A 23,439-nucleotide genomic window follows, 5' to 3' on the forward strand; every position below is an offset into this window, starting at 1 on the left:
CAGGAATCTGGCAGCGATGCTACACCACGTTGCCCAGTTGAATGATGGGAAGATACATCGCGACGACGAGCCCACCGACCAGTGCGCCGAGCACGACGATGATGAGGGGCTCGCAGAGGCTCGACACGAGCGCTATTTTTTCGTCGACCTGGCGGTCGGCGAGCGAGGCTACATCGAGCAACATGGCGTCGAGCGCGCCCGATTCCTCAGCGACCGCGACGGGCTGGACGACGTCGGGCGGAAAGCATCCCGCCGCGCGCATGGCGGCGGCGAGCCGCTCGCCGTGGCGCAGGCGCGTGCTGATGCCCGCGCTCGCCCGATCGAAGAACGCGTTACCGCTTGCGTGCGCGAGTGAATCGAAGGCGTCGGTGAGCGGCGTGCCGGCGGCGAGCAGGGTGCCGAGCGCGCGGCTCCAGCGGGCCGCACACAACGTGGTGAGCAGCGCGCCGCATAGCGGCAGCTTCAGCACCGTGCGCCCGAACGCGATGCGTGCGGCTTCCGAGCGGCGCAGGCCCGCTTGCACGGCGAGTGTCGCTGTCGTCGCGGCGATGGCGGCCGGCAGGCTCCAGCGCGCTGCGCCAGCCGAGAGCATCAGCACGAACTGCGTGGGCGCGGGCAGCGAGGCGCCGAAACCGTCGAAGATCTGCTTGAAGGTAGGCACCACCCAGACCAGCAACGCCGCGGTGATGACGAACGCGAGCAGCAGCACCGACACGGGGTAAGTGAGCGCTGCGCGGACCTTGGCGCGCTGCGCAGCGGCGCGCTCCCGGTCGTCGGCGAGACGAGCGAGTACGGCCGCGAGCGCCCCCGAGGCTTCGCCAACGGCAACGAGCTGACAGTAGAGTGGGTTGAAGCGCGCTGGATGTTGCGCGAGCGAGTCTGCAAACCTCAGGCCGGTCGTAATGTCGCGTGCGAGCGCGGCGGCGATGCGTGGCATGCCGTGCGGACCCGCCGTCTGCGCGAGCAGGTCGAGCGCATTTGCGAGGGGCAGGCCCGCACGCAGAAGGCTCGCGAGCTGACGTGTGAAGCGCGTGACGTCCGCATGACTCGCCTTGGGCGCGGGTGCGCTCGCCCTGCGCTCGATCGCGAGAACCGTGATGCGTTCGCGCTTGAGCGCGACGCGCGCAGTTGCGGCGTCGAGCGCGATCAAGGTGCCTCGCTTCGTCGCGCCCGATGCATCGAGGCCGCGCCACGCGAAGCGCCACTCTGACGGGCTGCGATGGTTGTGCGCGGCGCTCATGGCGCTTCCGTGGCGGCGAGCGCTTCCTCGAGACTCGTGGTGCCGTCGCGCACGCGTGCCAGCGCCGCGTCGCGCAACGTCGCCACGCCGCTTCTACGTGCTTCGCGTGCGATCTCGTGCGCGCCGCGCCCTGCGGCGATCAGGTCGCGAATGGCCTCGGATATCGGCAAGACTTCGTGAATGCCCACGCGCCCCCGATAACCGATACCGTGGCAGGCCTCGCAGCCGCGCGCAACATACGGCTGCGTCATGTCACCGCCGCGCGCATCGTATCCCGCCGCACTCAGCGCATCCGCCGACGCTTCGCCGCACATGCGGCACTGTGGACAGAGCCGACGAACGAGACGCTGCGCCGTGACGAGCCGGAGCGCGCCCGCCAGGTTATACGGCTCAACGCCGATGTCGATCAGCCGCGCACAGGCTGTGCTTGCGTCGTTTGTATGCACCGTCGAGAGCACGAGATGGCCGGTTTGCGCGGCCTTCACTGCCACGCTGGCCGTTTCCTCGTCGCGAATCTCGCCGATCATGATGACGTCGGGATCCTGGCGCAGCAGCGCGCGCAGTGCCACCGCAAAGGTGAGCCCGGCCTTCTCGCGCACGTTGATCTGGTTGATGCCCGCAAGCTGTATTTCTGCGGGGTCTTCCACCGAACAGAGATTGCGCGCGATGCCGTTGAGCCGCTGCAGGAAGCAGTACAGCGAGAGCGTTTTGCCGCTGCCGGTCGGGCCCGTTACGAGCACGAGACCATGCGGCGCCCCGATCGCATCGGCAACTGTGCGTCGCTGAGCCTCGTCGAGCCCCAGGTCGGCAAGAGAGAGATTCGCAGGAAGTGCTTCGAGCCTGCGCAGCACGAGTTTCTCGCCGTGAAGCGTGGGCAGCGAATTCACGCGATAGTCCTCGGCGGCTTGCGACGCCGGGGCGGGCGCGAGACGCAGTCTGCCATCCTGCGGAATGCGCCGCTCGGCGATGTCCATGCGCGCGAGCACCTTGATGCGCGTGACGAACGCATCGCGCAAATGCGCAGGCGGCCTCGCCATTTCGTGCAGTACGCCGTCGATGCGCAGACGTACGCGCCAGCCGTGCTCCATCGGCTCGATGTGCAAATCGGAGGCGTTGCGCCGCGCGGCTTCGCGAAGCGTTTCCGAGAGCAGGCGAACGGCCGGTGCATCATCGGAAGGCGGTGCCGAAGCTGGCACGGGCAGGCGATGCGCCGCGCCGCCGCTCATGGCGCCTTCCGAAGTCATGGCGGCGAAGCGCTCCGGCGTGCCGTCAGCATGATAAGGACTAGAAAGCATCGAATTGCCGGCGCGAAGCCACCTCGAACAAATGATGGTTTCATCATCGCTCGCGCCGCGCTACGCCGCCACCTGGCCGAACGGCTAGCGTCCCGGGAGCAGCTTCTTTGCCCTTTGCAGCGTGCGCTCGCGCGGCTTCGCGCCGGGCTTGAACAGCTTGACCGTGCGCACGGCCTGGTCGTCGCTGCGCAGCACTTCGAGCTTGACATCGCCGATCTGCAGGCACACGTCACCTTCCGGAATCTCCTGGAGAACTTCGAGAATCAACCCGTTGAGCGTCTTCGGACCGTCGGTGGGCAGCGTGATATGGAGCCAGCGATTGAGTTCGCGCAAAGGCATGCTGCCCGGCACGATGCATTCGCCTTCGTCGTTCCAGCCGCCGCGCCCGGTGCCGCTGCGCGGCATCGACGTAGTGAACTCGCCGATCAGCTCTTCGATGATGTCTTCGGGCGTCACGAGCCCTTCCATCTCGCCATATTCGTTCACGACGAGCGCGATGCGGTGACGGCTTTCCTGGAAGTATTGAAGCTGCTGGAACACCGGTGTGCCGGTGGGCACGAAATACGGCTCGGTGAGCAGTTCGCGCAAGGTCTCGCGCTCGAAGTCCTGGTTGTGCAGTGCGGCGAGCGTCTTGCGCACATGGAGCACGCCGAGCACGCGGTCGATATCGCCTTGATAGACGATCAGCTTGTTGTGATAGCAGGTTTCGAGTTGATGCAGGATCTCGTCGAGCGGCGAGTCGTAGTTGAGTGCTTCGATGCGACGGCGCGGGATCATCACGTCGTCGACGGTGATGTTTTCCAGATCGAACAGGTTCAGCAGGATGCTGCGGTGCTTGGTGGGCATGAAGCTGCCTGACTCGAGCACGATGGTGCGAATCTCCTCGGTGGAGAGCCGCTGGTCATGCGCTTTACGCGTATTGATATGCAGCACGCGCAGGATCGTGTTGGCGAACATATTGACGAACCAGATGAGTGGCTTCGTCACACGCATGAGCGGCGCGATCAGGAGGCTCGCCGGCAGCGCGATTTTTTCCGGGAAGGTTGCGCCCACAATTTTCGGCGTGATTTCCGCGAACACGATGATGAGAAACGCGACGATGCCCGTTGCGATCGAGAGCACGAGGCTGTTGTGGCCGAACGTGTGCAGGGCGATCGAGGTCGTGAGAACCGGGATGATCGTGTTGAAGAGATTGTTGCCGATCAGGATCACCGAGAGCAGCAGGTCCGTGCGCGCGAGCAGTTTCTGCGTGGTCTTTGCGCCGAGTGCGCTTTGATTGGCGAGGTGTTTGAGCCGATGGCGATTGAGCGCCATCATCGCCGTTTCGGAGATGGAGAAGAAGCTGGAGCAGATGAGCAGGACGAAGACGGCGCAAATCTGCGCCCATAAGGGAAGGTGGTCCACGCGTCGAGAAAGGGAGGGGAGCGGATGGGGAAACTATAACAGAGGGGTACCGCAGTTCCAGCGCAGTTCCGGGACCACTGGCCGAACGGATGAGCCCGTTGATCGCGTTGATCGTTCCGCGCGCGTGGCCCGCCGCGGGCGCATGCAAGGAGGTGCAGGCGAAAAAAAACCGCGCAATGCATGCGCGGTTTTTCTGAAATTCTGGTCGGGGTGAGAGGATTCGAACCTCCGGCCTCTACGTCCCGAACGTAGCGCTCTACCAGGCTAAGCTACACCCCGAATTTGCTGCAGTTTCCTACTAGACTCTACGGCCCGCTTTGTCTTGTTCAAGACTGGCGCGTCGTCGAGTAAGAACATAATTCTAGCAGGCTATCTTTGTAAATGGAAGGGGGGAACGCCGAAATTGCAGCGGCGGCGGCCTGTGCCTCGGCGCGCGCGCATTGCAGCGTGTGCTCGAGCGCGCCCGAGCGCGTGATGGCCGCGAAGATTTCGTCGAAGCGCGTCGTGCCGCCTTGCTCGATCGCTTCGCGCGCGAGCGCCGCTTCCGCCGCGGTGCCGTGCTCGATCAGCCAGATGAGCGGCAACGTGGGCTTGCCTTCACGCAGATCGTCACCGGCGTTCTTGCCCATCGATTCGGGCGTGCCCGTATAGTCGAGCCAGTCGTCCATGATCTGGAACGCCGTGCCGATGCGCCGACCGTACTCGGCCGCCGCTTCCTCGGTGCGCGTATCCGCTCCCGACAGCACGGCGCCGAGCTGCGCCGCGGCTTCGAAAAGCTTGGCGGTCTTGTAGCGGATCACCTGCATGTAGCGGTCGGTGTCCACGTCGGCGTCGTGCATGTTGAGGAGCTGCAGGACTTCGCCTTCGGAGATGATCGTCGTGGCCGCCGAGAGAATTTCCATCACGCGCATCTTGCCGACGCCCACCATCATCTCGAACGAGCGCGAATACAGGTAATCGCCCACCAGCACGCTCGCGGCGTTGCCGAACAGCGCATTCGCTGTCTGACGGCCGCGGCGCAGGTCCGATTCGTCCACGACGTCGTCGTGCAGCAGCGTGGCCGTGTGAATGAACTCGACGACCGCCGCGAGCACATGGCGTTGCGTGCCGCGATCGCCGAGCGCGCCTGCCACGAGCAGCAGGAGTGCCGGACGCAGCCGCTTGCCGCCCGCGCCGATGATGTACTCGGAGATCTGGTTGATCAGCATCACCTCGGACGCCAGGCTCTGCCGGATGACACGATTCACCTGCTCCATGTCGCTGACGATGGGGGCTAGCAGGGTGGCTGCGCTCGGGGATGGGGTGGCGGTGGACGGCATGATGGCAAATATGGGTAGTGCCGCGGATTATAAGGCGAATCGACCGCATGCCGGACGCTCCCCTGCTGTTCGGGTGATGGCTCCCTCTATTTTGCCGCTGCCCGCCAGGGTGCATGCGTGCTGGCGCTATGCTGCGCGGATGACGTGTGACGCCGGTCTGACAGCATTTGCGGCGCCCGGGCGACGAACTAGCATTGGCTTTGACCTCGCAGCTAACTCTATGTATAATCGAGGGTTTCCGAGCGCGCAGTGTGTTCGGAATTACTGAAGAGTGAGGTTCTCAATGTACGCGGTCATAAAAACCGGCGGCAAGCAGTACAAGGTTGCCGTTGGCGAAAAACTTAAAGTAGAACAGATACCGGCTGACATTGACGCAGAAATCACGCTCGACCAGGTTCTCGCAGTGGGCGAAGGCGAATCGATTAAATTCGGTACGCCGCTGGTCAGTGGGGCTTCCGTCAAGGCCACCGTTGTGTCGCAAGGCCGACACGCCAAAGTGACGATCTTCAAGATGCGTCGCCGGAAGCACTACCAGAAGCATGGCGGCCACCGCCAGAACTACACCGAACTGCGCATCGACGCGATCAACGCGTAAGCGCACGCAGGTAAAGGAGCAAACAAATGGCACACAAAAAGGCAGGCGGGTCGTCACGTAACGGCCGCGACTCAGAGTCGAAACGACTTGGCGTGAAGGTGTTCGGTGGCCAGGCAATCCTCGCAGGCGGCATCATCGTTCGCCAGCGCGGCACGCGCATGCACCCGGGCCTGAACGTCGGCATCGGCAAGGACCACACGCTGTACGCGCTGGTCGACGGCCACGTCTCGTTCACGATCAAGGGCGCAGCCAACAAGCAACTGGTCAACGTCGTCCCGGCAGCAGCGGCCTGAGCCGCCAGGCTTTAGACCGCTCGCGAGCGGGCTTAAACGCGACGCGACGCAAGAAGGGCCCCGCGAAGTTTGCGGGGCCTTTTTGTTTATCTTGAATCTTTCAGGGTCCGATTCGGGCTCCGGGCGTCGTCAGCCGTTCGGCCAGGTTGGCCAGTTCGGCCGGGGCGGGCAAAATACCGACATACACGGGACGGAGTAACGCATGAAGTTCATTGACGAAGCGAAGATCGAAGTCATCGCCGGCGATGGGGGCGATGGCAGCGCGTCGATGCGACGCGAGAAGTTCGTCCCCTTCGGCGGCCCGGACGGCGGCGACGGCGGGCGCGGCGGCAGCGTCTACGCGCTGGCCGACCGCAACATCAACACCCTCATCGACTACCGCTACACGAAGAAGCACCAGGCGCGTAACGGTGAAAACGGCCGCGGCTCGGACTGTTACGGCAAGGGCGGCGACGACATCGTGCTGCGCATGCCGGTGGGCACGGTCATCACCGACCTGGACACGGGCGAGCTGATCGCCGACCTGACCGAGCACGAGCAGCAGGTCATGGTCGCGAAGGGCGGCGCGGGCGGCCTCGGCAACCTGCATTTCAAGTCGTCCACGAACCGCGCGCCGCGCCAGAAGACCGATGGCAAGCCCGGCGAGCGCCGCATGCTCAAGCTCGAGCTGAAAGTGCTGGCCGACGTCGGCCTGCTCGGCATGCCGAACGCGGGCAAGTCCACGTTCATCGCCTCGGTGTCGAACGCGAAGCCCAAGATCGCCGATTATCCGTTCACGACGCTCGCGCCGAATCTCGGCGTGGTGCGCGTCGGGCCGAGCAAGAGCTTCGTGATCGCCGACATTCCGGGCCTGATCGAAGGCGCCGCGGAAGGCGCAGGGCTCGGTCACCAATTCCTGCGCCATCTGCAGCGCACCAACCTGCTGCTGCATCTGGTCGATCTCGCGCCGTTCGACGAAACCGTCGATCCGGTCGCGGAGGCGAAGGCGATCGTCGGCGAGCTGCGCAAGTACGACGAGACGCTCTATGAGAAGCCGCGCTGGCTCGTACTGAACAAGCTCGACATGGTGCCGGAAGACGAGCGTGCCGAACGCATTGCCGACTTCGTGAAGCGTTTCGAGTGGGACGGCCCCGTGTTCGAAATTTCGGCACTCACGGGCCAAGGCTGCGAGAACCTGTGCTACGCGGTGTTCGACTACGTTTCGGCGCACTCGGACGCGCGCCGCGCGGCCGAAGCCGAAGACCTCGCGTCCGACGTGCGCTTCCGTGAAGGACCAGGCGCGAACGCCGGGCAGCCGCAGGAGTAATGCGCCGCACAGTCCGGCGCGCGAGCCGCGCCGGCCGCGCCAAGGAAGCTTCACGCGTCATCAGTCATTTGGGAGACCGCGCAGTATGCGTTCCGTCATCGCCGATTCGCGGCGTCTGGTAGTGAAAGTCGGCTCGAGCCTCGTCACCAACGACGGGCGCGGGCTCGATCATGCGGCAATCGGCCGCTGGGCCGCGCAGATCGCGGCTCTGCGTGAGCAGGGCAAGGAAGTCGTGCTCGTGAGTTCGGGTGCGATCGCCGAAGGGATGCAGCGCCTTGGCTGGACGAAGCGCCCGCGCGAGATCGACGAACTCCAGGCCGCCGCCGCGGTCGGGCAGATGGGCCTCGCGCAGGTGTACGAGAGCCGCTTTGCCGAGCACGACATTCGCACCGCGCAGATCCTGCTCACGCACGCCGATCTGGCCGATCGCGAACGGTATCTGAATGCGCGCTCCACGCTCCTGACGTTGCTGCGCCTGGGCGTCGTCCCGATCATCAACGAGAACGACACCGTGGTCACCGACGAAATCAAGTTCGGCGACAACGACACGCTTGGTGCGCTCGTCGCGAACCTGATCGAAGGCGATGCGCTCATCATCCTGACCGATCAAACCGGGCTTTACACGGCCGATCCACGCAAGGATCCCGCGGCGACGCTCGTGCGGGAGGCCGACGCCGGCAAGCCGGAGCTCGAGGCAATGGCGGGCGGCGCGGGGTCGAGCATCGGTCGCGGCGGCATGCTCACCAAGATCCTCGCGGCCAAGCGCGCCGCGCATAGCGGCGCGAACACGGTGATCGCGAGCGGCCGTGAAGCGCAAGTGCTCGTGCGGCTGGCTTCCGGCGAGGCGATCGGCACGCAGCTCATCGCACGCACGGCGCGCATGGCGGCGCGCAAGCAGTGGATGGCCGACCACCTGCAGGTGCGCGGACATGTGGTCATCGACGACGGCGCCGTCCAGAAGCTCACCGCTGACGGCAAGAGCCTGCTCCCGATCGGCGTGACCGGCGTCCAGGGCGCATTCGCGAGAGGCGAGGTGATCGCGTGCCTGAACGGCGCGGGCGTGGAAGTGGCGCGGGGGCTCACCAATTACAGCAGCGCGGAAACGAAGCTCATCCAGCGTCATCCGAGCGGCGACATCGAGAGCATCCTCGGCTATATGCTCGAGCCCGAACTCATCCACCGCGACAATCTCGTGCTCGTCTGAGCGCCAGTCTTCGGCGCGCATCGCAAAAAGCAGAAAGCCGCTGTGCCTCAGGGCAACAGCGGCTTCTTTTTATGCGGATGCAGCCTGCAATGGCGTGTCGCTTATCGCACCAGCGTCGACTGCGTCCGGCCGTAGCGCAGGTTCTCGATGATGGCCGGCGCCTTGGCGACCGGCATCTTGTTCGCGCAGAAGTAGTCCTGATAAAGCCTCGACCGGTACGCATTGAGCGTGCCGTTCTCGATGCGCGACCAGTTGTTCGCGACGGTCTGGTCCCAGCCGTTGTGATCGGCGTCGAGGCTCGCGTAGAGGCGCCACTCGTAGGTGTCGCAGCGAATCCCTTCGTAGTTCACATTACGCGCGCCCGACGGGCTCGTGATGACGATCGTGTAGCGCACGACGCCGTCCGTTCCGACCGTGAGCGAAGCGGGATCGACGGCGAATTTGAGCGGCGAGTTGTTGGAAACGTCGAACGGCAACAGTTTCGCGTCGGCCTGCGGCAGCGTCGGCAAGCCTTCGAGCTTGTTCTCCTGCCATTCGCCCTTGCGGTCAAGCAGATAGACGAACGCGCTATCGTCCTTGTTCGTGGGACCTGAACTGGAGCATGCCGCCAGTCCTGACACAAGCAGCACACCGCCTGCGGCGCATGCCGCAGCAAGAGCAAATCGTTTCAAATTGGTTTTCCTCGAAGCACGGCGCCCGTCACGAACGAACTGCGCCGCGAATGCGAACCGGCGGGGCCAGGCGCATGGCGCGCCGGCCCCGCCGGTTCGGGCGTTCTTTGCGTAGGCTCAAGCCCCTTGCCCCTGCTCGTCCTGCGCAGGCTCGATGATACTCTGCGCGGGCGCGCAATCGCTTTCGATCGGCGTACGGTGCGCCGCGGCGTCCTGGGCTGCCTCGTAAGGCTCGGCGTGCACCGCGTCCGCGTGCGCCGACGTCACGATGCGCGGGTAGCGCACCTCGTGAGCCTGCGCGCCCACCCGCTCCTGGCGCGGCGAGGGCCGGCGCAGGAAGCGCGAAAGCTCCGTCAGCGCGAGCTGATAGACGTCGCGCTTGAATTCGATGACCGCTTCGAGCGGCACCCAGTATTCGTTCCAGCGCCAGGCATCGAACTCGGGATGCTCCGTTGCCCGCAGGCAGATATCGCAATCGCGCCCCACCATGCGCAGCAGAAACCAGATCTGTTTCTGACCGCGATAATGGCCGCGCACTTCGCGCTTGATGAACTTGTCCGGCACCTCATAACGCAACCAGTCGCGTGTGCGACCGACGATCTTGACGTGCTCCGGATGCAGACCGGTTTCTTCGTGCAACTCCCGATACATTGCCTGCATGGGGGTCTCACCGTACTTGATGCCCCCCTGCGGAAACTGCCAGGAATGTTCGCGAACCCGCTTGCCCCAAAACACCTCGTTTCGCGCGTTCAAGAGGATGATGCCGACGTTCGGGCGAAACCCCTCACGATCCAGCATACAACCACCTTCGAATCCTTTAAAATTGCTTTGATTATAAACAGATAACGGTCCTCACGCACCCGGCCTCCGTTACCCGGCGTCAGGAACGCTTGATCGAACGCCCGGTGGCCACGCAAATTGCGCGTGCGGGCGCGATCGGCTTCCATTCTGGCTGCCGTCATCGGCGCGGCGCACGGCAGCGTTGTCATAATGGCGGATTCGTGAACTCCTCCGTTGGTCACTTCTTCGGGCGGTCTGCACCGGGCCGCCGCTTTTGGATAATTTGAATGAAAGCCTCCCGTTTCTTTATCGGCACCCTGAAGGAAGCGCCCGCTGACGCCGAAATCGTCAGCCACAAGCTGATGGTTCGCGCGGGCATGATTCGCCGCGTCGCCGGCGGCATCTACAACTATCTGCCGATCGGCCTGCGTTCGATCCGCAAGGTCGAGCAGATCGTGCGCGAGGAAATGAACCGCGCCGGCGCGATCGAACTGCTCATGCCGGCCGTGCAGCCGGCCGAGTTGTGGCAGGAATCGGGTCGCTGGGAACAATACGGGCCGGAACTGCTGCGCTTCAAGGACCGCAAGCAAAGCGACTTCGTCATGGGCCCGACGCACGAGGAGGTCGTCACCGACATCGCGCGTGGCCAGATCAAGAGCTATCGCCAGCTGCCGGTGAACTTCTATCAGGTGCAGACGAAGTTCCGCGACGAAATCCGTCCCCGTTTCGGCGTGATGCGCGGGCGCGAGTTCATCATGAAGGACGCGTATTCGTTCGATAAGGACGTCGAAGGTCTCAAGGCGTCGTACCAGAAGATGTACGACGCCTACGTGCGCATTTTCACGCGCCTCGGCCTGCAGTTCCGCGCGGTCGCGGCCGACAACGGCTCGATCGGCGGCAGCGGTTCGCACGAATTCCACGTGATCGCCGAAACCGGCGAGGACGACATCGCCTACTGCCCGACCTCGGACTTCGCGGCCAACGTCGAAGCCGCCGAAGCGCTGCCCCTCATCGCCGAGCGCGCGGCGCCGAGCCAGGCGCTCACGAAAACCCCTACGCCGGGCGCGGCGAAGTGCGAGGCAGTCGCCGAAATGCTCGGCATTGCGCTCGAAAGCACGATCAAGTCGATCGTGCTGGCGACGGACAACGACGGCGCCGAGCCCACGATCTGGCTGCTGATGCTGCGCGGCGACCACGATCTGAACGAGATCAAGGTCGGCAAGCTCGAAGGTCTCAACGGCTTCCGCTTCGCGACCGAAGCGGAAATCGTCGAGTGGTTCGGCACGCCGCCGGGCTACCTCGGCCCGCTCGAGACGAAGAAGCCGGTCAAGGTGATCGCCGATCGCACGGTCGCGAACATGAGCGACTTCGTGGTGGGCTCCAACGTCGTGGACTTCCACACCACGGGCGTGAACTGGGGCCGCGACCTGCCGGAGCCGGTCGTCGCCGACATCCGCAACGTGAAGAAGGGCGATCCTTCGCCGGACGGCCAGGGCGTGATCGACATCTGCCGCGGCATCGAAGTGGGGCATGTGTTCCAGCTCGGCACGAAGTACTCGGAAGCGCTGAACGCCACCTTCCTCGCCGAGAACGGCAAGCCCGCGCCGATGCAGATGGGCTGCTACGGCATTGGCATCACGCGTATTCTCGGTGCGGCCATCGAGCAGAACTTCGACGAGAAGGGCATCATCTGGCCTGAGTCGATCGCACCGTTCCAGGTCGTCGTCTGCCCGATGGGCATGGACCGCAGCGAACTCGTGCGCGAGCATGCCGAGCGCGTCTATAACGAGCTCGTCGAAGCGGGCGTGGACGTGATCCTCGACGACCGCGGCGAGCGCCCGGGCGTGATGTTCGCCGACTGGGAGCTGATCGGCGTGCCGCATCGTCTCGTGATCGGCGAGCGCGGCCTGAAGGACGGCAAGATCGAGTATCAGGGCCGCCGCGACACCGAAGCGACGCTGGTTGCCGCCGAAGAGGCAGCGCAGACGGTGACGCAGAAGATCCGCGCGGCGCTCGCGGTTTAACGGCCGCGCGCGGTTAATTCGGCTAGATACGGTTAAGGGAGCACGGGCGCGTGGAGTACAGTTTTCTGTCCGCTACGGTCCTGCTGCTCCTCATCACCGATCCGCTCGGCAACATTCCGCTTTTCATCAGCTGCCTGCGCGGCGTTGCCAGACAGCGGCGCGCGATCGTGATCCTGCGGGAGGTCGGGATTGCGTTCGTGATCCTGCTCGTCTTCATGGTGGCCGGCAACGGCTTCCTGCGCATGATGGGGCTCACGGACACATCGCTACGCATCGGCGGCGGCATCGTGCTGTTCCTCATCGCGCTGCGCATGATTTTCCCGCATCCGGGCGGCCCGTTCGGCAGCGCCGACAAGGGCGGCGAGCCGCTCATCGTGCCGCTCGCGATTCCCGCGCTCGCCGGGCCTTCGGCGCTCGCCACGGTCATGCTGCTCACCTCCCAGGCGCCCGGCAAGCTCTATGAATGGGTTGCCGCGCTAGTCGTGACCATGGTGATCTGCGCGATCGTGCTGGTGATGGCGGAGCGCATCCAGCAGTGGCTCGGCGAGCGCGTGGTGACGGCCTTCGAGCGGCTGATGGGCCTCGTGCTCGTGGCGATCTCGGTCGAGATGATCCTCGCGGGCATCGCCAAGTTCGTGCATCACCTTTGAGGTCTGACGCCGCCTGCGGCAGATGTCTGCGTCAACAAAAAAGCAGCCCGTGGGCTGCTTTTTTCATGGTGATCCGGTCGTTGCGGAAGCGGCCGCCGCGTCACGCGCCGTCGGTCAGCGCGCGGATAGTGGGCAGGTTGCGCCAGTAGCCCTTGGCGTCCATGCCGCAGCCGAACACATAGCGGTCCGGCACCGAAAAGCCGCAGTAGTCGGGATGCAGCGGCTTGGCCTTCGGGATGATCTTTTCGCACAGCACGGCCGAGAGGAAACGCTTCGCGCCCATGTCCATGATGCGGTCGCGAATCGCGGCCATGGTCTCGCCTTCGTCGAGGATGTCGTCGAGCACGAGCACCACGCGGTCCTTCACCGACTCGCGCGGGGCCACGCGCCATTGCATCTCGGCGCTGCCCTTGATGGCGTTGCGGTAGCGCGTGAGGTGGATGTAGTCGAACTCGAGCGGAAAGTCGAGGTGCGGCAGCAGCATGCCCGTGAACACGGCGGCGCCGCCCATCACCGACAGCACGAGCGGGAAGTCCTCGCTGATCTCGGCGCGGATGGCATCGGCCATCCGGCCGATCGACGCATTGACGTCGCCCTCCGAAACGATCTCTTCGGAGTGGCGGAAAATGTGCAGGGCTTCTTCGCGATTCATGATTCTGGCGGGCTGAGGCTGTAGCCATTGAAGTGTGGAAAATAACGGCGGCGCGCGCTACAGCATATACCCGCGAGTTTTGTCCATCACGCGCCGCGTCGAGTGGAGCCGCCGCGCGCGTGCGCGCCGTGCGGCCCGCAGGATCAGCGCATGCCGGGCATCATGCCCTTCATGCCGCGCATCATCTTCTGCAAATTGCCGCCCTTCAACTTCTTCATCATCGTGCGCATCTGCTCGTACTGGTTGAGCATGCGGTTCACTTCCTGAACCTGCACGCCCGCGCCCGCGGCGATGCGGCGCTTGCGCGTCGCCTTGATGAGCTCGGGCTTGGCGCGCTCGGCGGGCGTCATCGAGTTGATGATGCCTTCCATGCGGCGCATCTGCTTCTCGGCCTGGCCCATGTCGGCGCCCGCCGCGGCTTGCTGGAATTGCGCGGGCAGCTTGTCCATCAGCGACGAGAGGCCGCCCATGTTCTTCATCTGCGAGAGCTGCGCGCGGAAGTCGTTGAGGTCGAAGTCGCCGCCTTTTTTGACCTTGTCGGCGAGCTTTTGCGCGGCCTGCACGTCCACGCCGCGCTGCGCCTCCTCGACGAGCGCGAGAATGTCGCCCATGCCGAGAATGCGGTTCGCCATGCGCTCGGGGTAGAACACCTCGAGGCCGTCGAGCTTTTCCGCGACGCCGACGAACTTGATCGGCTTGCCCGTGATGTGACGCACGGAGAGCGCAGCGCCGCCGCGCGAGTCGCCGTCGAGCTTGGTGAGCACGACGCCGGTGAGCGGCAGGGCGTCGTTGAACGCTTTGGCCGTGTTGACCGCGTCCTGGCCGAGCATGGCGTCGACGACGAAGAGCGTTTCGGCGGGCTTGAGCGACGCGTGCAGCGCGGTGATCTCGTTCATCATCGCCTCGTCGATACCGAGGCGGCCGGCCGTGTCGACGAGCAGCACGTCGTGATAGTGGCGCTTCGCCCAGTCGACCGCCGCGGTGGCGATCTCGACGGGCTTCTGATCCGGCTGCGAGGGGAAGAAGTCGGCGCCGACCTGTTCCGTCACCGTCTTCAACTGCGCGATAGCAGCGGGGCGGTAGACGTCGCACGAAACGGTGAGGACCTTCTTCTTGTACTTCTCGCGCAGAAGCTTCGCGAGCTTGCCCACCGTGGTGGTTTTGCCGGCGCCCTGCAAACCGGCCATCAGGATGACCGCGGGCGGCGTGACGGCGAGGTTGAGTTCGGCGGCCTTGCCTTCGTAGTCGCCGCCGATCACGGCAGTCAGCTCGCGCTGCACCACGCCGACGAGCGCCTGACCCGGCGAGAGCGAGGCGATCACTTCCTCGCCCAGCGCCTTTTCCTTCACCTTGGCAATGAATTCGCGCACGACGGGCAGCGCCACGTCCGCTTCGAGCAGCGCGAGACGTACCTCGCGCAGCATCTCCTGCGTATTGGCTTCGGTCAGCCGGGCTTCGCCGCGCAGCGTCTTGACGACGCGCGCCATCCGTTGAGTGAGATTGTCGAGCATGGGGAGGCGGTGAGCAGTGCGGCCCGGCTCGCGCGCGTCCAAACAGCAGCGCGCCGCGTTTCGTCGCGCTTCGGGATGTTTGCCGCGCGGCCAGGGGGCCTATAGTAAACTTCGAACATGGATATTGTACTGTATGCCCTCACCGTGCTCCTGTACGGCGGTTTGTGCGCCGCCGACTGGCGCGCGCTGCGCCGCGCGGGTGCCCAGCCGCTGCTCGGCAGCGTGCCGCCCGTACCGGTGACGGTCGGCTTGGGCGCTGACGCCCTGCGCACGCGGACATTCGGCCCGGTTTCCCGCGCGCTGCTCTTCGTCGCGCTCGCCGCGCACGGCGTGCTGCTCCATATGACGATCTTTCCCGCCAACGAGATGGTGTTCGGCTTCGCGTTCGCGTTGTCGGCGATGTTCTGGCTGGGCGCGGGCATCTATTGGATCGAGAGCTTTTTCTTTGCGCTCGACGGCCTGCGTCTGCTGCTGCTGCCTTTGGCCGCTTTCGCGGCGATCCTGCCGCTCGTGTTCGGCGGCGTGCGCGTGCTGCCCTATGCGGCCGCGCCCATGTTCAAGCTGCACTTCGTCATCGCGAACGTCGCCTATGGGCTCTTTGCGATCGCCGCGTTGCACGCGGTGCTGATGCTGGCGGTCGAGCGCCGCCTGCATGCGCTCAAGGGCGCCGGCTTCCAGCGCAACGCGAGCCAGCGTGGCGGTGGCTGGCTGTCGAACTGGATCGAGACGCTGCCGCCGCTTCTCACGATGGAAAAGCTGCTGTTCCGGCTGATCGGCGCGGGGTTCGTGCTGCTGACTGCCACGCTCGCCTCGGGCATCGTGTTCAGCGAGCAGTTGATAGACCGACCGCTCTCGCTCGATCACAAGACCGTCTTTGCGATTCTTTCCTGGCTGATGTTCGGCGCGCTCCTCACCGCGCGCAAGATCTCGGGCTGGCGCGGCCGCGCTGCGCTGCGCTGGGTGATCGCGTCGTTCGTCGCCTTGCTGCTCGCGTATGTGGGCAGCCGTTTCGTCTTCGAGGTGCTGCTGCACCGCCCCGTGGTTTGAGCCATTTGAGTGGCGTGTTCCGATGAGACAGATTCTTCTCCTCGTCCTTCTGTTCGTGCTGGGACAGTGGTTCGTCAAGGCGCTGCGCCGCGCGCAGACGCAAGCGCGTCCTTCGCAACCGGGCCAGGGCGCCGCGCGCACCGCCGGCGGCGCGGGTGCCCGCGCGAGCGGCAAGGGCGCGCTGCCCGAGCCGATGGTGCGCTGCGCCGAGTGCGGCGTGCACGCGCCGCGTAGCGAGTCGGTGAACGTGGGTACGCGCTCGTTCTGCAGCGCCGAGCACGCACGCGCTTACGACGCGCGCACGAGCGCCCAGGACCGTCCCGCACGATGAGCGCTGCTGCGTCGACGGCTTCGCCGCAATCGCCCGCTTACGAAGTGGATGCGCAAGGCTGGGTGCCCGGCGCGCGCCACCTGCCGTCGCCGAACTTCGAGGCGCGTCCGTCCGGCGCCGTGCCGACGCTCATCGTCGTCCACAACATCAGCCTTCCGCCCAACGTGTTCGGCGGCCCCGAGATCGCCGATCTCTTTCTCAATCGCCTCGACTGCGACGCGCATCCGTACTTCGATGCGCATCTGCGCGGCGTGCGCGTCTCGGCGCACTTCGTCATCCATCGCGATGGCGCGCTCGAACAGTTCGTCTCCTGCGACGAGCGTGCGTGGCATGCGGGCGCATCGAGCTTCTTCGGGCGCGAGCGGTGCAACGACTTCGCCATCGGCATCGAGCTCGAAGGCAGTGACACGACGGCCTTCGAGGCGGCGCAGTACGTCACGCTCGCGGCGCTCGTGAAGGCGCTGGTCGCGCGCTATCCGATCGAGGCGCTCGCTGGCCATTCGGACATCGCGCCCGGGCGCAAGACCGATCCAGGCCCGCACTTCGACTGGGCCCGCCTGCAACGCGATACACAGCTCGGCGCAGCGAGCTTCCCCTATATCCAGGGGCGCGACGCGCAGAACGCGACTTCATGACTCGCGCGAAGCGAAGCCAAACCTCCGTCTGTCTGCACAAGAAATAAGCATGTCCCGCGCGCGAATGCGGGCTGTTCGCGCTCTCCTCGCAGACCACTCGAAGGGCCATTCGGCGGCAAGGCCCGCGCGGCTTGGCTTGTGGTCTTGTCAAGATAGGACCAGCAAAAAAAGCCATTTGAGCGCCTCAGATCTTCCACTATACTTGGTACCCGAAACAAGGCCTCACACCATATGTTGTGTTGTACCGCGGCGCCCCGCTACACGAAGCAAGGCGCCGCGCGCGTTACCGGCATAGAAAAAAGAGAAACTTTGTACGGTGCCGTCGGCCGAGAGAACCGGCGCACCGGCTGTAATCGAGAGAGAAGGTACAGCCAATGATCGCGACATCCACGATGAAGACCGCAGCAGTCCGTGTTTCATCTGCCTTGTCGCATCCGGCAGCCTCGCCAGGCTGGTCTTTTTTCTCCGCCCGATCGAGTGTGCACACGGGGGCACGCCGTCGGCGTCCGTCTTAATCCGCGAACTCTCTTCGCACCTTTCCAGGACCTCAGGAGCTTTGCACATGCAAACGACCGATAACGTCTCGACCCGGTATGAAGGCGCGCCTGCCGCGCATGCACTGGGTGGCCAACCGCAAGACGGCCAGACGAGCGCGCAGCAGTTCGCCGACCACAAGGTGATTCGCCGCAACGGTAGCGTGGTGTCGTTCGAGCCTTCGAAGATCGCGATCGCGATGACGAAGGCCTTCCTCGCTGTGAATGGCGGCCAGGGCGCGGCTTCGGCGCGCGTTCGCGAACTCGTCGAGCAGCTCACGCAAAACGTCGTGCGTGCGCTCGTGCGCAGCCGTCCGAACGGCGGTACGTTCCATATCGAAGACATCCAGGATCAGGTCGAGCTCGCGCTGATGCGCGGCGGCGAGCACAACGTCGCGCGCGCTTATGTGCTGTATCGCGAGAAGCGCAACCAGGAGCGCGCACACGCGCCGGAAACGGCAGCGACCGCCGCGCCCGGTATCAACGTCACGGACAACGGCGTCACGCGCCCGCTCGACATGAACGCGCTGCGCGCGCTGATCGTCTCGTCGTGCGATGGCCTGGGCGATGCCGTCAACGCCGACCCGATCGTCGCGGAGACGGTGAAGAATTTGTACGACGGCGTGCCGATGAGCCAGGTCTACGACTCGGCCATCCTCGCTGCGCGCACGATGATCGAAAAGGATCCGGCGTACAGCCAGGTCACCGCGCGCATCCTGCTGCACACGATCCGTCGCGAAATTCTCGAAGAGGAAGTGACGCAAGCCGAAATGGCCATGCGCTACGCCGACTACTTCCCGCAGTTCATCAAGCGCGGTGTGGAAGCGGGCCTGCTCGACGACAAGCTCCAGCAGTTCGATCTGAAGCGCCTCGGCAACGCGCTCGACGCGAATCGCGACCTGCAGTTCGGCTACCTCGGCCTGCAGACGCTGTATGACCGCTACTTCCTGCACGTGCACGGCACGCGCATCGAAATGCCGCAGGCATTCTTCATGCGCGTCGCAATGGGCCTCGCACTCAACGAGATCGACCGCGAAGCGCGCGCGATCGAGTTCTACAACGTGCTCTCGTCGTTCGACTTCATGTCGTCCACGCCCACGCTGTTCAACTCGGGCACGCACCGCTCGCAGCTTTCGTCGTGCTACCTCACGACGGTTGCCGACGACCTCGACGGCATCTACGAAGCGCTCAAGGACAACGCGCTGCTCTCGAAGTTCGCCGGTGGTCTCGGCAACGACTGGACGCGCGTGCGCGCGCTCGGCTCGCACATCAAGGGCACCAACGGCAAGTCGCAAGGCGTCGTGCCGTTCCTGAAAGTCGTGAACGACACGGCCGTGGCCGTGAACCAGGGCGGCAAGCGCAAGGGCGCGGTGTGCGCCTACCTCGAGTCGTGGCACCTCGACATCGAGGAGTTCCTCGAGCTGCGCAAGAACACCGGCGACGACCGCCGCCGTACCCACGACATGAACACGGCGAACTGGATTCCCGATCTGTTCATGAAGCGCGTGATGGAAGGCGGCGACTGGACGCTCTTCTCGCCCTCGACCTGCCCGGACCTGCACGACAAGTTCGGGGCCGAGTTCGAACAGGCTTACACGGCTTACGAAGAGAAGGTCGCGCGCGGCGAGATCAAGCTGTTCAAGAAGCTGCCGGCCGCGCAACTGTGGCGCAAGATGCTCGGCATGCTGTTCGAAACGGGCCACCCGTGGATCACGTTTAAGGATCCGTGCAACATCCGTTCGCCGCAGCAGCACGTGGGTGTCGTCCACTCGTCGAACCTGTGCACGGAAATCACGCTGAACACCAGCGACAGCGAAATCGCCGTGTGCAACCTCGGCTCGGTGAACCTCGTCGCGCACATGGTGGAGCAGGCCGACGGCACGTTCGCGCTCGACCACGACAAGCTCAAGCGCACCATCAGCGTAGCGATGCGCATGCTCGACAACGTCATCGACATCAACTACTACGCGGTGTCGAAGGCGCGCAACTCGAACCTGAAGCACCGTCCGGTGGGCATGGGCATCATGGGCTTCCAGGATTGCCTGCACGTCCTGCGCACGCCGTTTGCTTCGCAAGAGGCCGTGGAGTTCGCCGACCGTTCGATGGAAGCCGTCTGCTACTACGCGTACTGGGCGTCGACCGAACTCGCGCAGGAGCGCGGCCGCTACTCGACCTACCGCGGCTCGCTGTGGGATCGCGGCATCCTCCCGCAGGACACGCTCAAGCTGCTCGCCGAAGCACGCGGCGGCTACGTCGAAGTCGATTCGAGCGAGTCGATGGACTGGACCTCGCTGCGCGAGCGCATCGCGACGCACGGCATGCGCAACTCGAACTGCATCGCGATCGCACCGACCGCGACCATCTCGAACATCATCGGCGTGTCGCCTTGCATCGAGCCGACGTTCCAGAACCTCTATGTGAAGTCGAACCTCTCGGGCGAATTCACGGTGGTGAACGACTACCTCGTGCGCGACCTGAAGGCACGCGGCCTGTGGGACGAAGTCATGGTCGCCGACCTCAAGTACTTCGACGGCATGCTCTCGCGCATCGACCGCGTGCCGGCCGATCTACGCGCTGTGTATGCGACGGCGTTCGAAGTCGATCCGACGTGGCTCGTCGAAGCGGCCTCGCGTCGTCAGAAGTGGATCGACCAGGCGCAGTCGCTGAACATCTTCATGGCGGGCGCATCGGGCAAGAAGCTCGACGAGATCTACAAGCTCGCATGGATCCGTGGCCTGAAGACGACCTACTACCTGCGCACGATGGCGGCGACGCACGTCGAGAAGTCGACGGTTGCGCACGGCGCGCTCAACGCCGTGCCGACGGGCGGTGAAGGCGGCGGCAACGTCGGCGGCGCGTTCGGTGGTGCGTCGGGCGCATTCGGCGGTGCAGCAAGCGGCGCGACCACGATGCAGTCGGCGCCGCAAGCCGTTGAAGCTGCGCCGGAAGCAGAGGGTCCGGTGTGCATGATGCGTCCGGGCGATCCTGGCTTCGAAGAGTGCGAGGCTTGCCAGTAACTGGCGAAGAACCCCGCGCATGCTGCGTGCGGTGCAACGCCGGGCGCAGCATGCGAGGACCGAAGCCGCAGTAGTAAACAGTAGTAGATGCAACGCTGAAGCAGCCAGGCGCGCGCAACGCGCGCCACCTCACTCCCGGCGACTCGCGGCAAGCGCGTTGCCATACGCGAAGCAGGCAACAGGAAGGAATCCCTGGAGTTTCGCGCAGGGACAAGACTCAAGGCCGCGCGAGTCAGAGCGCCGCGCGCGGCAAGCAGTGAGCGGCGAGTGAAAACGCACTCGCAGCGCGAGTCAAAAGCGCGCGGCGAACACCGTCCTTCACACACGCTCTCGATGTCGCGAAGACCCTCGAAGCACATCGCACTTGCGATATGAGCACGACGAAGCAGCGCGCTGTCCATCGTGCTCACGCGATGCAATCGATACGATGCGATAACAAAGTGTTGTATCGAGGTCGCAACGCGAATCGAAAACAGGATTTTTCGTGTGCGAACCCTTTTATCGCTCACGAAAAGATGGTACAAACCGAACTAAATTGATGGTGACATTTATGCTCAACTGGGATGACGAGATCACGGCCGTAACTCCGTCGAGCGGTGCGCAGCAAAACGCAATGCGCAACCCCGCGGGTGAGGCTGTCCAGGCTGCCCAGGTGCAGTTTGGTCTGCGTTCCGCTCCACAGGCTTCCACGGCGACCAACATCTTCGCCAGCGACTTCGCCGTTGCGCCGCCGCCGCAAGCGCCGGTCTCGACCGAAGCCCGTGTGAATGTCGCCGACAAGCGCATCATCAACGGCCAGACCGACGTGAACCAGCTGGTCCCGTTCAAGTACAAGTGGGCCTGGGAAAAGTATCTGGCGGGTTGCGCGAACCACTGGATGCCGCAGGAAATCAACATGTCCCGCGACATCGCCCTGTGGAAGGACCCGAACGGTCTGACCGAGGACGAGCGCCGCATCGTCAAGCGCAACCTCGGCTTCTTCGTGACCGCCGACTCGCTTGCCGCGAACAACATCGTGCTCGGCACCTACCGCCACATCACGGCGCCCGAATGCCGCCAGTTCCTGCTGCGCCAGGCGTTCGAAGAGGCGATCCACACGCACGCGTACCAGTACATCGTCGAGTCGCTGGGTCTGGACGAAGGCGAGATCTTCAACGCGTACCACGAGGTCAAGTCGATCCGCGACAAGGACGAGTTCCTGATCCCGTTCATCCATACGCTGACTGATCCGTCGTTCAAGACCGGCACGCTCGAAGCCGACCAGAACCTGCTCAAGTCGCTCATCGTGTTCGCCTGCATCATGGAAGGCCTGTTCTTCTATGTGGGCTTCACGCAAATTCTCGCCCTCGGCCGCCAGAACAAGATGACTGGCGCTGCAGAGCAGTATCAGTACATCCTGCGCGACGAGTCGATGCACTGCAATTTCGGCATCGACCTCATCAACCAGATCAAGCTTGAAAACCCGCACCTGTGGACCCCGGCGTTCCGTGCGGAGATCACCGAACTGTTCAAGCATGCGGTCGACCTCGAGTACCGCTACGCCGAGGACACCATGCCTCGCGGCGTGCTCGGCCTGAACGCATCGATGTTCAAGAGCTATCTGCGCTTCATCTGCAACCGCCGTTGCCAGCAGATCGGTCTCGATCAGCTGTTCCCGAACGAAGAGAATCCGTTCCCGTGGATGAGCGAGATGATCGACTTGAAGAAGGAACGCAACTTCTTCGAGACGCGCGTGATCGAATATCAGACGGGCGGTGCGCTGTCCTGGGAATAACCCGGGCGCACTGCGGTGCAAGTCTTTAGGGGTTGCCGGAGGCGGCGCGCGAGCCGCCTCGACCGGCATGATGACCAGGAGCAGGAACGCCTGATGCAAAGCGTGCCAGGAGCCCAGGTGGCTCACCTACGTGCAAGGCACTTTGCGAACCCTTCAGAGGGATGGGCAAACTTCCCCCCGGAAAAGCGCGCAGGCTTCGCGAGTGGTGAGGCCGCCGCTTTCAACGAACGTTGTCCGGTGTCGGTAGCCGACGCCGGAATGACCTGGCGCGCTGTGCCTCGTGGCACGGTGCGCCTTACCGCATTCATTAGCGTAAGCGCGCGGGATCAGCGTACGCCGATGAATAGCCCGCTTCGCAGCGTGCGCCGTGAGAAGCGTTCGCGGGAAGCGGGTTTTGACGAAGGGTGTGGTTTGAACTGACTCTCATCTGAACCTGAAGGAGAAAAAAATGGCTACTGCCAAGAAGAAACCGGCGGCTAAGAAGGCCGCAGTGAAGAAGGTTGCAGCGAAGAAGGCAGCTCCGGCGAAGAAGGCCGCGGCCAAGAAGGTCGCCGTGAAGAAGGTTGCAGCGAAGAAAGTCGCCGTGAAGAAGGTTGCTGCGAAGAAGGCAGCACCGGCGAAGAAGGCCGCAGCGAAGAAGGTTGCAGCCAAGAAAGTCGCTGTGAAGAAGGTTGCTGCGAAGAAGGCAGCACCGGCGAAGAAGGCCGCAGCGAAGAAGGTTGCAGCGAAGAAGGTTGCAGCCAGGAAGGCGCCTGCGAAGAAGGCTGCTGCCAAGAAGGCAGCACCGGCGAAGAAGGCCGCAGCGAAGAAGGTTGCAGCCAAGAAGGCGCCCGCGAAGAAGGCTGCTGCCAAGAAGGCTGCGCCTGCGAAGAAGGCTGCTGCCAAGAAGGCTGCCAAGAAGGCGCCTGCGAAGGCTGCCGCTGCCGCGCCTGCTGCCCCCGCTGCGCAACCGGCCGCGCCCGCAGCAACGGTCAAGACTGCCCTGAATCCGGCCGCTGCATGGCCGTTCCCGACCGGCAGCCGTCCGTAAGCAGTACGAGACGAAGCGCGCCCGCTACGGCGTTTGCGTGCTTCGTTGGCCGGGCAAGGCGGCAGGATGCGCAAGGCCCGGTCCCGATCCCGTCGCAGGGTTGCCCGCGGCGGGATTTTTTTCGTCTG

General features: G+C 64.4%; 21 protein-coding genes and 1 tRNA gene. 12 read left to right on the top strand and 10 right to left on the bottom strand.

Translation table 11 applies throughout. The features are described 5' to 3' along the window. Positions 1-19: 19 nt before the first annotated feature. From VSR34_RS28760 to VSR34_RS28780, 5 genes are all read right to left on the bottom strand, one after another. Positions 20-1,240, bottom strand: a complete 1,221-nt coding sequence (locus VSR34_RS28760) for a type II secretion system F family protein (RefSeq protein WP_028231735.1) — start codon at positions 1,238-1,240, stop codon at positions 20-22. Further along, positions 1,237-2,466, bottom strand: coding sequence for a GspE/PulE family protein (locus tag VSR34_RS28765; RefSeq protein WP_036020427.1), 1,230 nt, complete (start codon positions 2,464-2,466; stop codon positions 1,237-1,239). The genes VSR34_RS28760 and VSR34_RS28765 overlap by 4 nt, the downstream gene beginning before the upstream one ends. A gap of 153 nt (positions 2,467-2,619) precedes the next feature. Next, positions 2,620-3,939 (bottom strand): HlyC/CorC family transporter, encoded by a 1,320-nt coding sequence (locus VSR34_RS28770; protein WP_028214053.1) that lies wholly within the window; start codon positions 3,937-3,939, stop codon positions 2,620-2,622. 202 nt (positions 3,940-4,141) lie between these two features. Next, positions 4,142-4,218 (bottom strand) — tRNA-Pro (locus VSR34_RS28775). Positions 4,219-4,265: 47 nt separating this feature from the next. Beyond that, positions 4,266-5,258, bottom strand: a complete 993-nt coding sequence (locus tag VSR34_RS28780; protein WP_028214052.1) for a polyprenyl synthetase family protein — start codon at positions 5,256-5,258, stop codon at positions 4,266-4,268. A gap of 283 nt (positions 5,259-5,541) precedes the next feature. Between VSR34_RS28780 and rplU the strand changes: the two genes are divergently transcribed. From rplU to proB, 4 genes are all read left to right on the top strand, one after another. Next, entirely contained in the window at positions 5,542-5,853 is a 312-nt protein-coding gene (gene rplU, locus VSR34_RS28785; RefSeq protein WP_007180329.1) for a 50S ribosomal protein L21, read from the top strand. A gap of 26 nt (positions 5,854-5,879) precedes the next feature. Then, the gene (gene rpmA / locus VSR34_RS28790) at positions 5,880-6,146 is read left to right on the top strand and encodes a 50S ribosomal protein L27 (RefSeq protein ID WP_028214051.1); all 267 of its coding nucleotides are present in this window, start codon (positions 5,880-5,882) and stop codon (positions 6,144-6,146) included. 202 nt (positions 6,147-6,348) lie between these two features. Continuing rightward, positions 6,349-7,452 (top strand): Obg family GTPase CgtA, encoded by a 1,104-nt coding sequence (gene cgtA, locus VSR34_RS28795; RefSeq protein WP_028214050.1) that lies wholly within the window; start codon positions 6,349-6,351, stop codon positions 7,450-7,452. Positions 7,453-7,537: 85 nt separating this feature from the next. Continuing rightward, positions 7,538-8,656: a glutamate 5-kinase gene (gene proB, locus VSR34_RS28800; protein WP_028231733.1), complete on the top strand. Its 1,119-nt coding sequence runs from the start codon at positions 7,538-7,540 to the stop codon at positions 8,654-8,656. Between the two features lie 101 nt (positions 8,657-8,757). On the opposite strand, the gene VSR34_RS28805 is transcribed toward proB, so the two are convergent. Next, a complete protein-coding gene (locus VSR34_RS28805) occupies positions 8,758-9,327 on the bottom strand; it encodes a CNP1-like family protein (RefSeq protein ID WP_028214048.1) in 570 nt (189 codons plus the stop codon). A gap of 117 nt (positions 9,328-9,444) precedes the next feature. After that, positions 9,445-10,125 (bottom strand): RNA pyrophosphohydrolase, encoded by a 681-nt coding sequence (locus VSR34_RS28810; RefSeq protein WP_028214047.1) that lies wholly within the window; start codon positions 10,123-10,125, stop codon positions 9,445-9,447. Between the two features lie 269 nt (positions 10,126-10,394). Here VSR34_RS28810 and VSR34_RS28815 point away from each other — a divergent pair, with 269 nt between their 5' ends. Together VSR34_RS28815 and VSR34_RS28820 are read left to right on the top strand one after the other, a co-directional pair. Further along, positions 10,395-12,131, top strand: a complete 1,737-nt coding sequence (locus VSR34_RS28815; RefSeq protein ID WP_028214046.1) for a proline--tRNA ligase — start codon at positions 10,395-10,397, stop codon at positions 12,129-12,131. Positions 12,132-12,181: 50 nt separating this feature from the next. After that, positions 12,182-12,781: a MarC family protein gene (locus VSR34_RS28820; RefSeq protein WP_028214045.1), complete on the top strand. Its 600-nt coding sequence runs from the start codon at positions 12,182-12,184 to the stop codon at positions 12,779-12,781. Between the two features lie 100 nt (positions 12,782-12,881). On the opposite strand, the gene VSR34_RS28825 is transcribed toward VSR34_RS28820, so the two are convergent. Next, positions 12,882-13,433 (bottom strand): hypoxanthine-guanine phosphoribosyltransferase, encoded by a 552-nt coding sequence (locus tag VSR34_RS28825; protein ID WP_028214044.1) that lies wholly within the window; start codon positions 13,431-13,433, stop codon positions 12,882-12,884. A gap of 143 nt (positions 13,434-13,576) precedes the next feature. After that, a complete protein-coding gene (gene ffh, locus VSR34_RS28830) occupies positions 13,577-14,944 on the bottom strand; it encodes a signal recognition particle protein (protein WP_028214043.1) in 1,368 nt (455 codons plus the stop codon). A 117-nt stretch (positions 14,945-15,061) separates the two neighbouring features. Here ffh and ccsA point away from each other — a divergent pair, with 117 nt between their 5' ends. The 6 genes from ccsA to VSR34_RS28860 all read left to right on the top strand — a co-directional run bounded on the left by ccsA (position 15,062) and on the right by VSR34_RS28860 (position 22,701). Then, positions 15,062-15,991, top strand: coding sequence for a cytochrome c biogenesis protein CcsA (gene ccsA / locus VSR34_RS28835; RefSeq protein ID WP_028214042.1), 930 nt, complete (start codon positions 15,062-15,064; stop codon positions 15,989-15,991). Between the two features lie 22 nt (positions 15,992-16,013). After that, positions 16,014-16,322, top strand: coding sequence for a PP0621 family protein (locus tag VSR34_RS28840; protein ID WP_028214041.1), 309 nt, complete (start codon positions 16,014-16,016; stop codon positions 16,320-16,322). Beyond that, complete coding sequence (ampD, locus tag VSR34_RS28845; RefSeq protein ID WP_051391087.1) at positions 16,319-16,957, top strand: 1,6-anhydro-N-acetylmuramyl-L-alanine amidase AmpD; 639 nt, start codon at positions 16,319-16,321, stop codon at positions 16,955-16,957. The genes VSR34_RS28840 and ampD overlap by 4 nt, the downstream gene beginning before the upstream one ends. A gap of 562 nt (positions 16,958-17,519) precedes the next feature. After that, positions 17,520-20,507 carry a ribonucleoside-diphosphate reductase subunit alpha gene (locus tag VSR34_RS28850; RefSeq protein ID WP_342964180.1) on the top strand — a complete coding sequence of 996 codons (2,988 nt, stop codon included), beginning with the start codon at positions 17,520-17,522 and terminating at the stop codon, positions 20,505-20,507. 550 nt (positions 20,508-21,057) lie between these two features. Beyond that, positions 21,058-22,281: a ribonucleotide-diphosphate reductase subunit beta gene (locus VSR34_RS28855; protein ID WP_028214038.1), complete on the top strand. Its 1,224-nt coding sequence runs from the start codon at positions 21,058-21,060 to the stop codon at positions 22,279-22,281. A 93-nt stretch (positions 22,282-22,374) separates the two neighbouring features. After that, complete coding sequence (locus VSR34_RS28860; protein WP_081716179.1) at positions 22,375-22,701, top strand: hypothetical protein; 327 nt, start codon at positions 22,375-22,377, stop codon at positions 22,699-22,701. 3 nt (positions 22,702-22,704) lie between these two features. Here the strand turns inward: VSR34_RS28860 and VSR34_RS28865 are convergent, their stop codons facing one another. Beyond that, a complete protein-coding gene (locus VSR34_RS28865) occupies positions 22,705-23,178 on the bottom strand; it encodes a hypothetical protein (RefSeq protein ID WP_238328050.1) in 474 nt (157 codons plus the stop codon). Positions 23,179-23,439 lie beyond the last annotated feature (261 nt).

Origin of the sequence: Paraburkholderia sp. JHI2823 (assembly GCF_038900695.1) — a bacterium.
GTDB lineage: Bacteria > Pseudomonadota > Gammaproteobacteria > Burkholderiales > Burkholderiaceae > Paraburkholderia > Paraburkholderia mimosarum.

Coding starts and splice junctions, on each gene's coding strand:
- VSR34_RS28860 (WP_081716179.1), top strand. CDS start 22,375: ATGCAAAGCGTGCCAGGAGCCCAGGTGGCTCACCTACGTGCAAGGCAC.
- proB (WP_028231733.1), top strand. CDS start 7,538: ATGCGTTCCGTCATCGCCGATTCGCGGCGTCTGGTAGTGAAAGTCGGC.
- VSR34_RS28810 (WP_028214047.1), bottom strand. CDS start 10,125: ATGCTGGATCGTGAGGGGTTTCGCCCGAACGTCGGCATCATCCTCTTG.
- rplU (WP_007180329.1), top strand. CDS start 5,542: ATGTACGCGGTCATAAAAACCGGCGGCAAGCAGTACAAGGTTGCCGTT.
- VSR34_RS28780 (WP_028214052.1), bottom strand. CDS start 5,258: ATGCCGTCCACCGCCACCCCATCCCCGAGCGCAGCCACCCTGCTAGCC.
- VSR34_RS28840 (WP_028214041.1), top strand. CDS start 16,014: ATGAGACAGATTCTTCTCCTCGTCCTTCTGTTCGTGCTGGGACAGTGG.
- VSR34_RS28760 (WP_028231735.1), bottom strand. CDS start 1,240: ATGAGCGCCGCGCACAACCATCGCAGCCCGTCAGAGTGGCGCTTCGCG.
- VSR34_RS28850 (WP_342964180.1), top strand. CDS start 17,520: ATGCAAACGACCGATAACGTCTCGACCCGGTATGAAGGCGCGCCTGCC.
- ffh (WP_028214043.1), bottom strand. CDS start 14,944: ATGCTCGACAATCTCACTCAACGGATGGCGCGCGTCGTCAAGACGCTG.
- VSR34_RS28825 (WP_028214044.1), bottom strand. CDS start 13,433: ATGAATCGCGAAGAAGCCCTGCACATTTTCCGCCACTCCGAAGAGATC.
- VSR34_RS28815 (WP_028214046.1), top strand. CDS start 10,395: ATGAAAGCCTCCCGTTTCTTTATCGGCACCCTGAAGGAAGCGCCCGCT.
- VSR34_RS28765 (WP_036020427.1), bottom strand. CDS start 2,466: ATGAGCGGCGGCGCGGCGCATCGCCTGCCCGTGCCAGCTTCGGCACCG.
- ampD (WP_051391087.1), top strand. CDS start 16,319: ATGAGCGCTGCTGCGTCGACGGCTTCGCCGCAATCGCCCGCTTACGAA.
- rpmA (WP_028214051.1), top strand. CDS start 5,880: ATGGCACACAAAAAGGCAGGCGGGTCGTCACGTAACGGCCGCGACTCA.
- VSR34_RS28855 (WP_028214038.1), top strand. CDS start 21,058: ATGCTCAACTGGGATGACGAGATCACGGCCGTAACTCCGTCGAGCGGT.
- ccsA (WP_028214042.1), top strand. CDS start 15,062: ATGGATATTGTACTGTATGCCCTCACCGTGCTCCTGTACGGCGGTTTG.
- cgtA (WP_028214050.1), top strand. CDS start 6,349: ATGAAGTTCATTGACGAAGCGAAGATCGAAGTCATCGCCGGCGATGGG.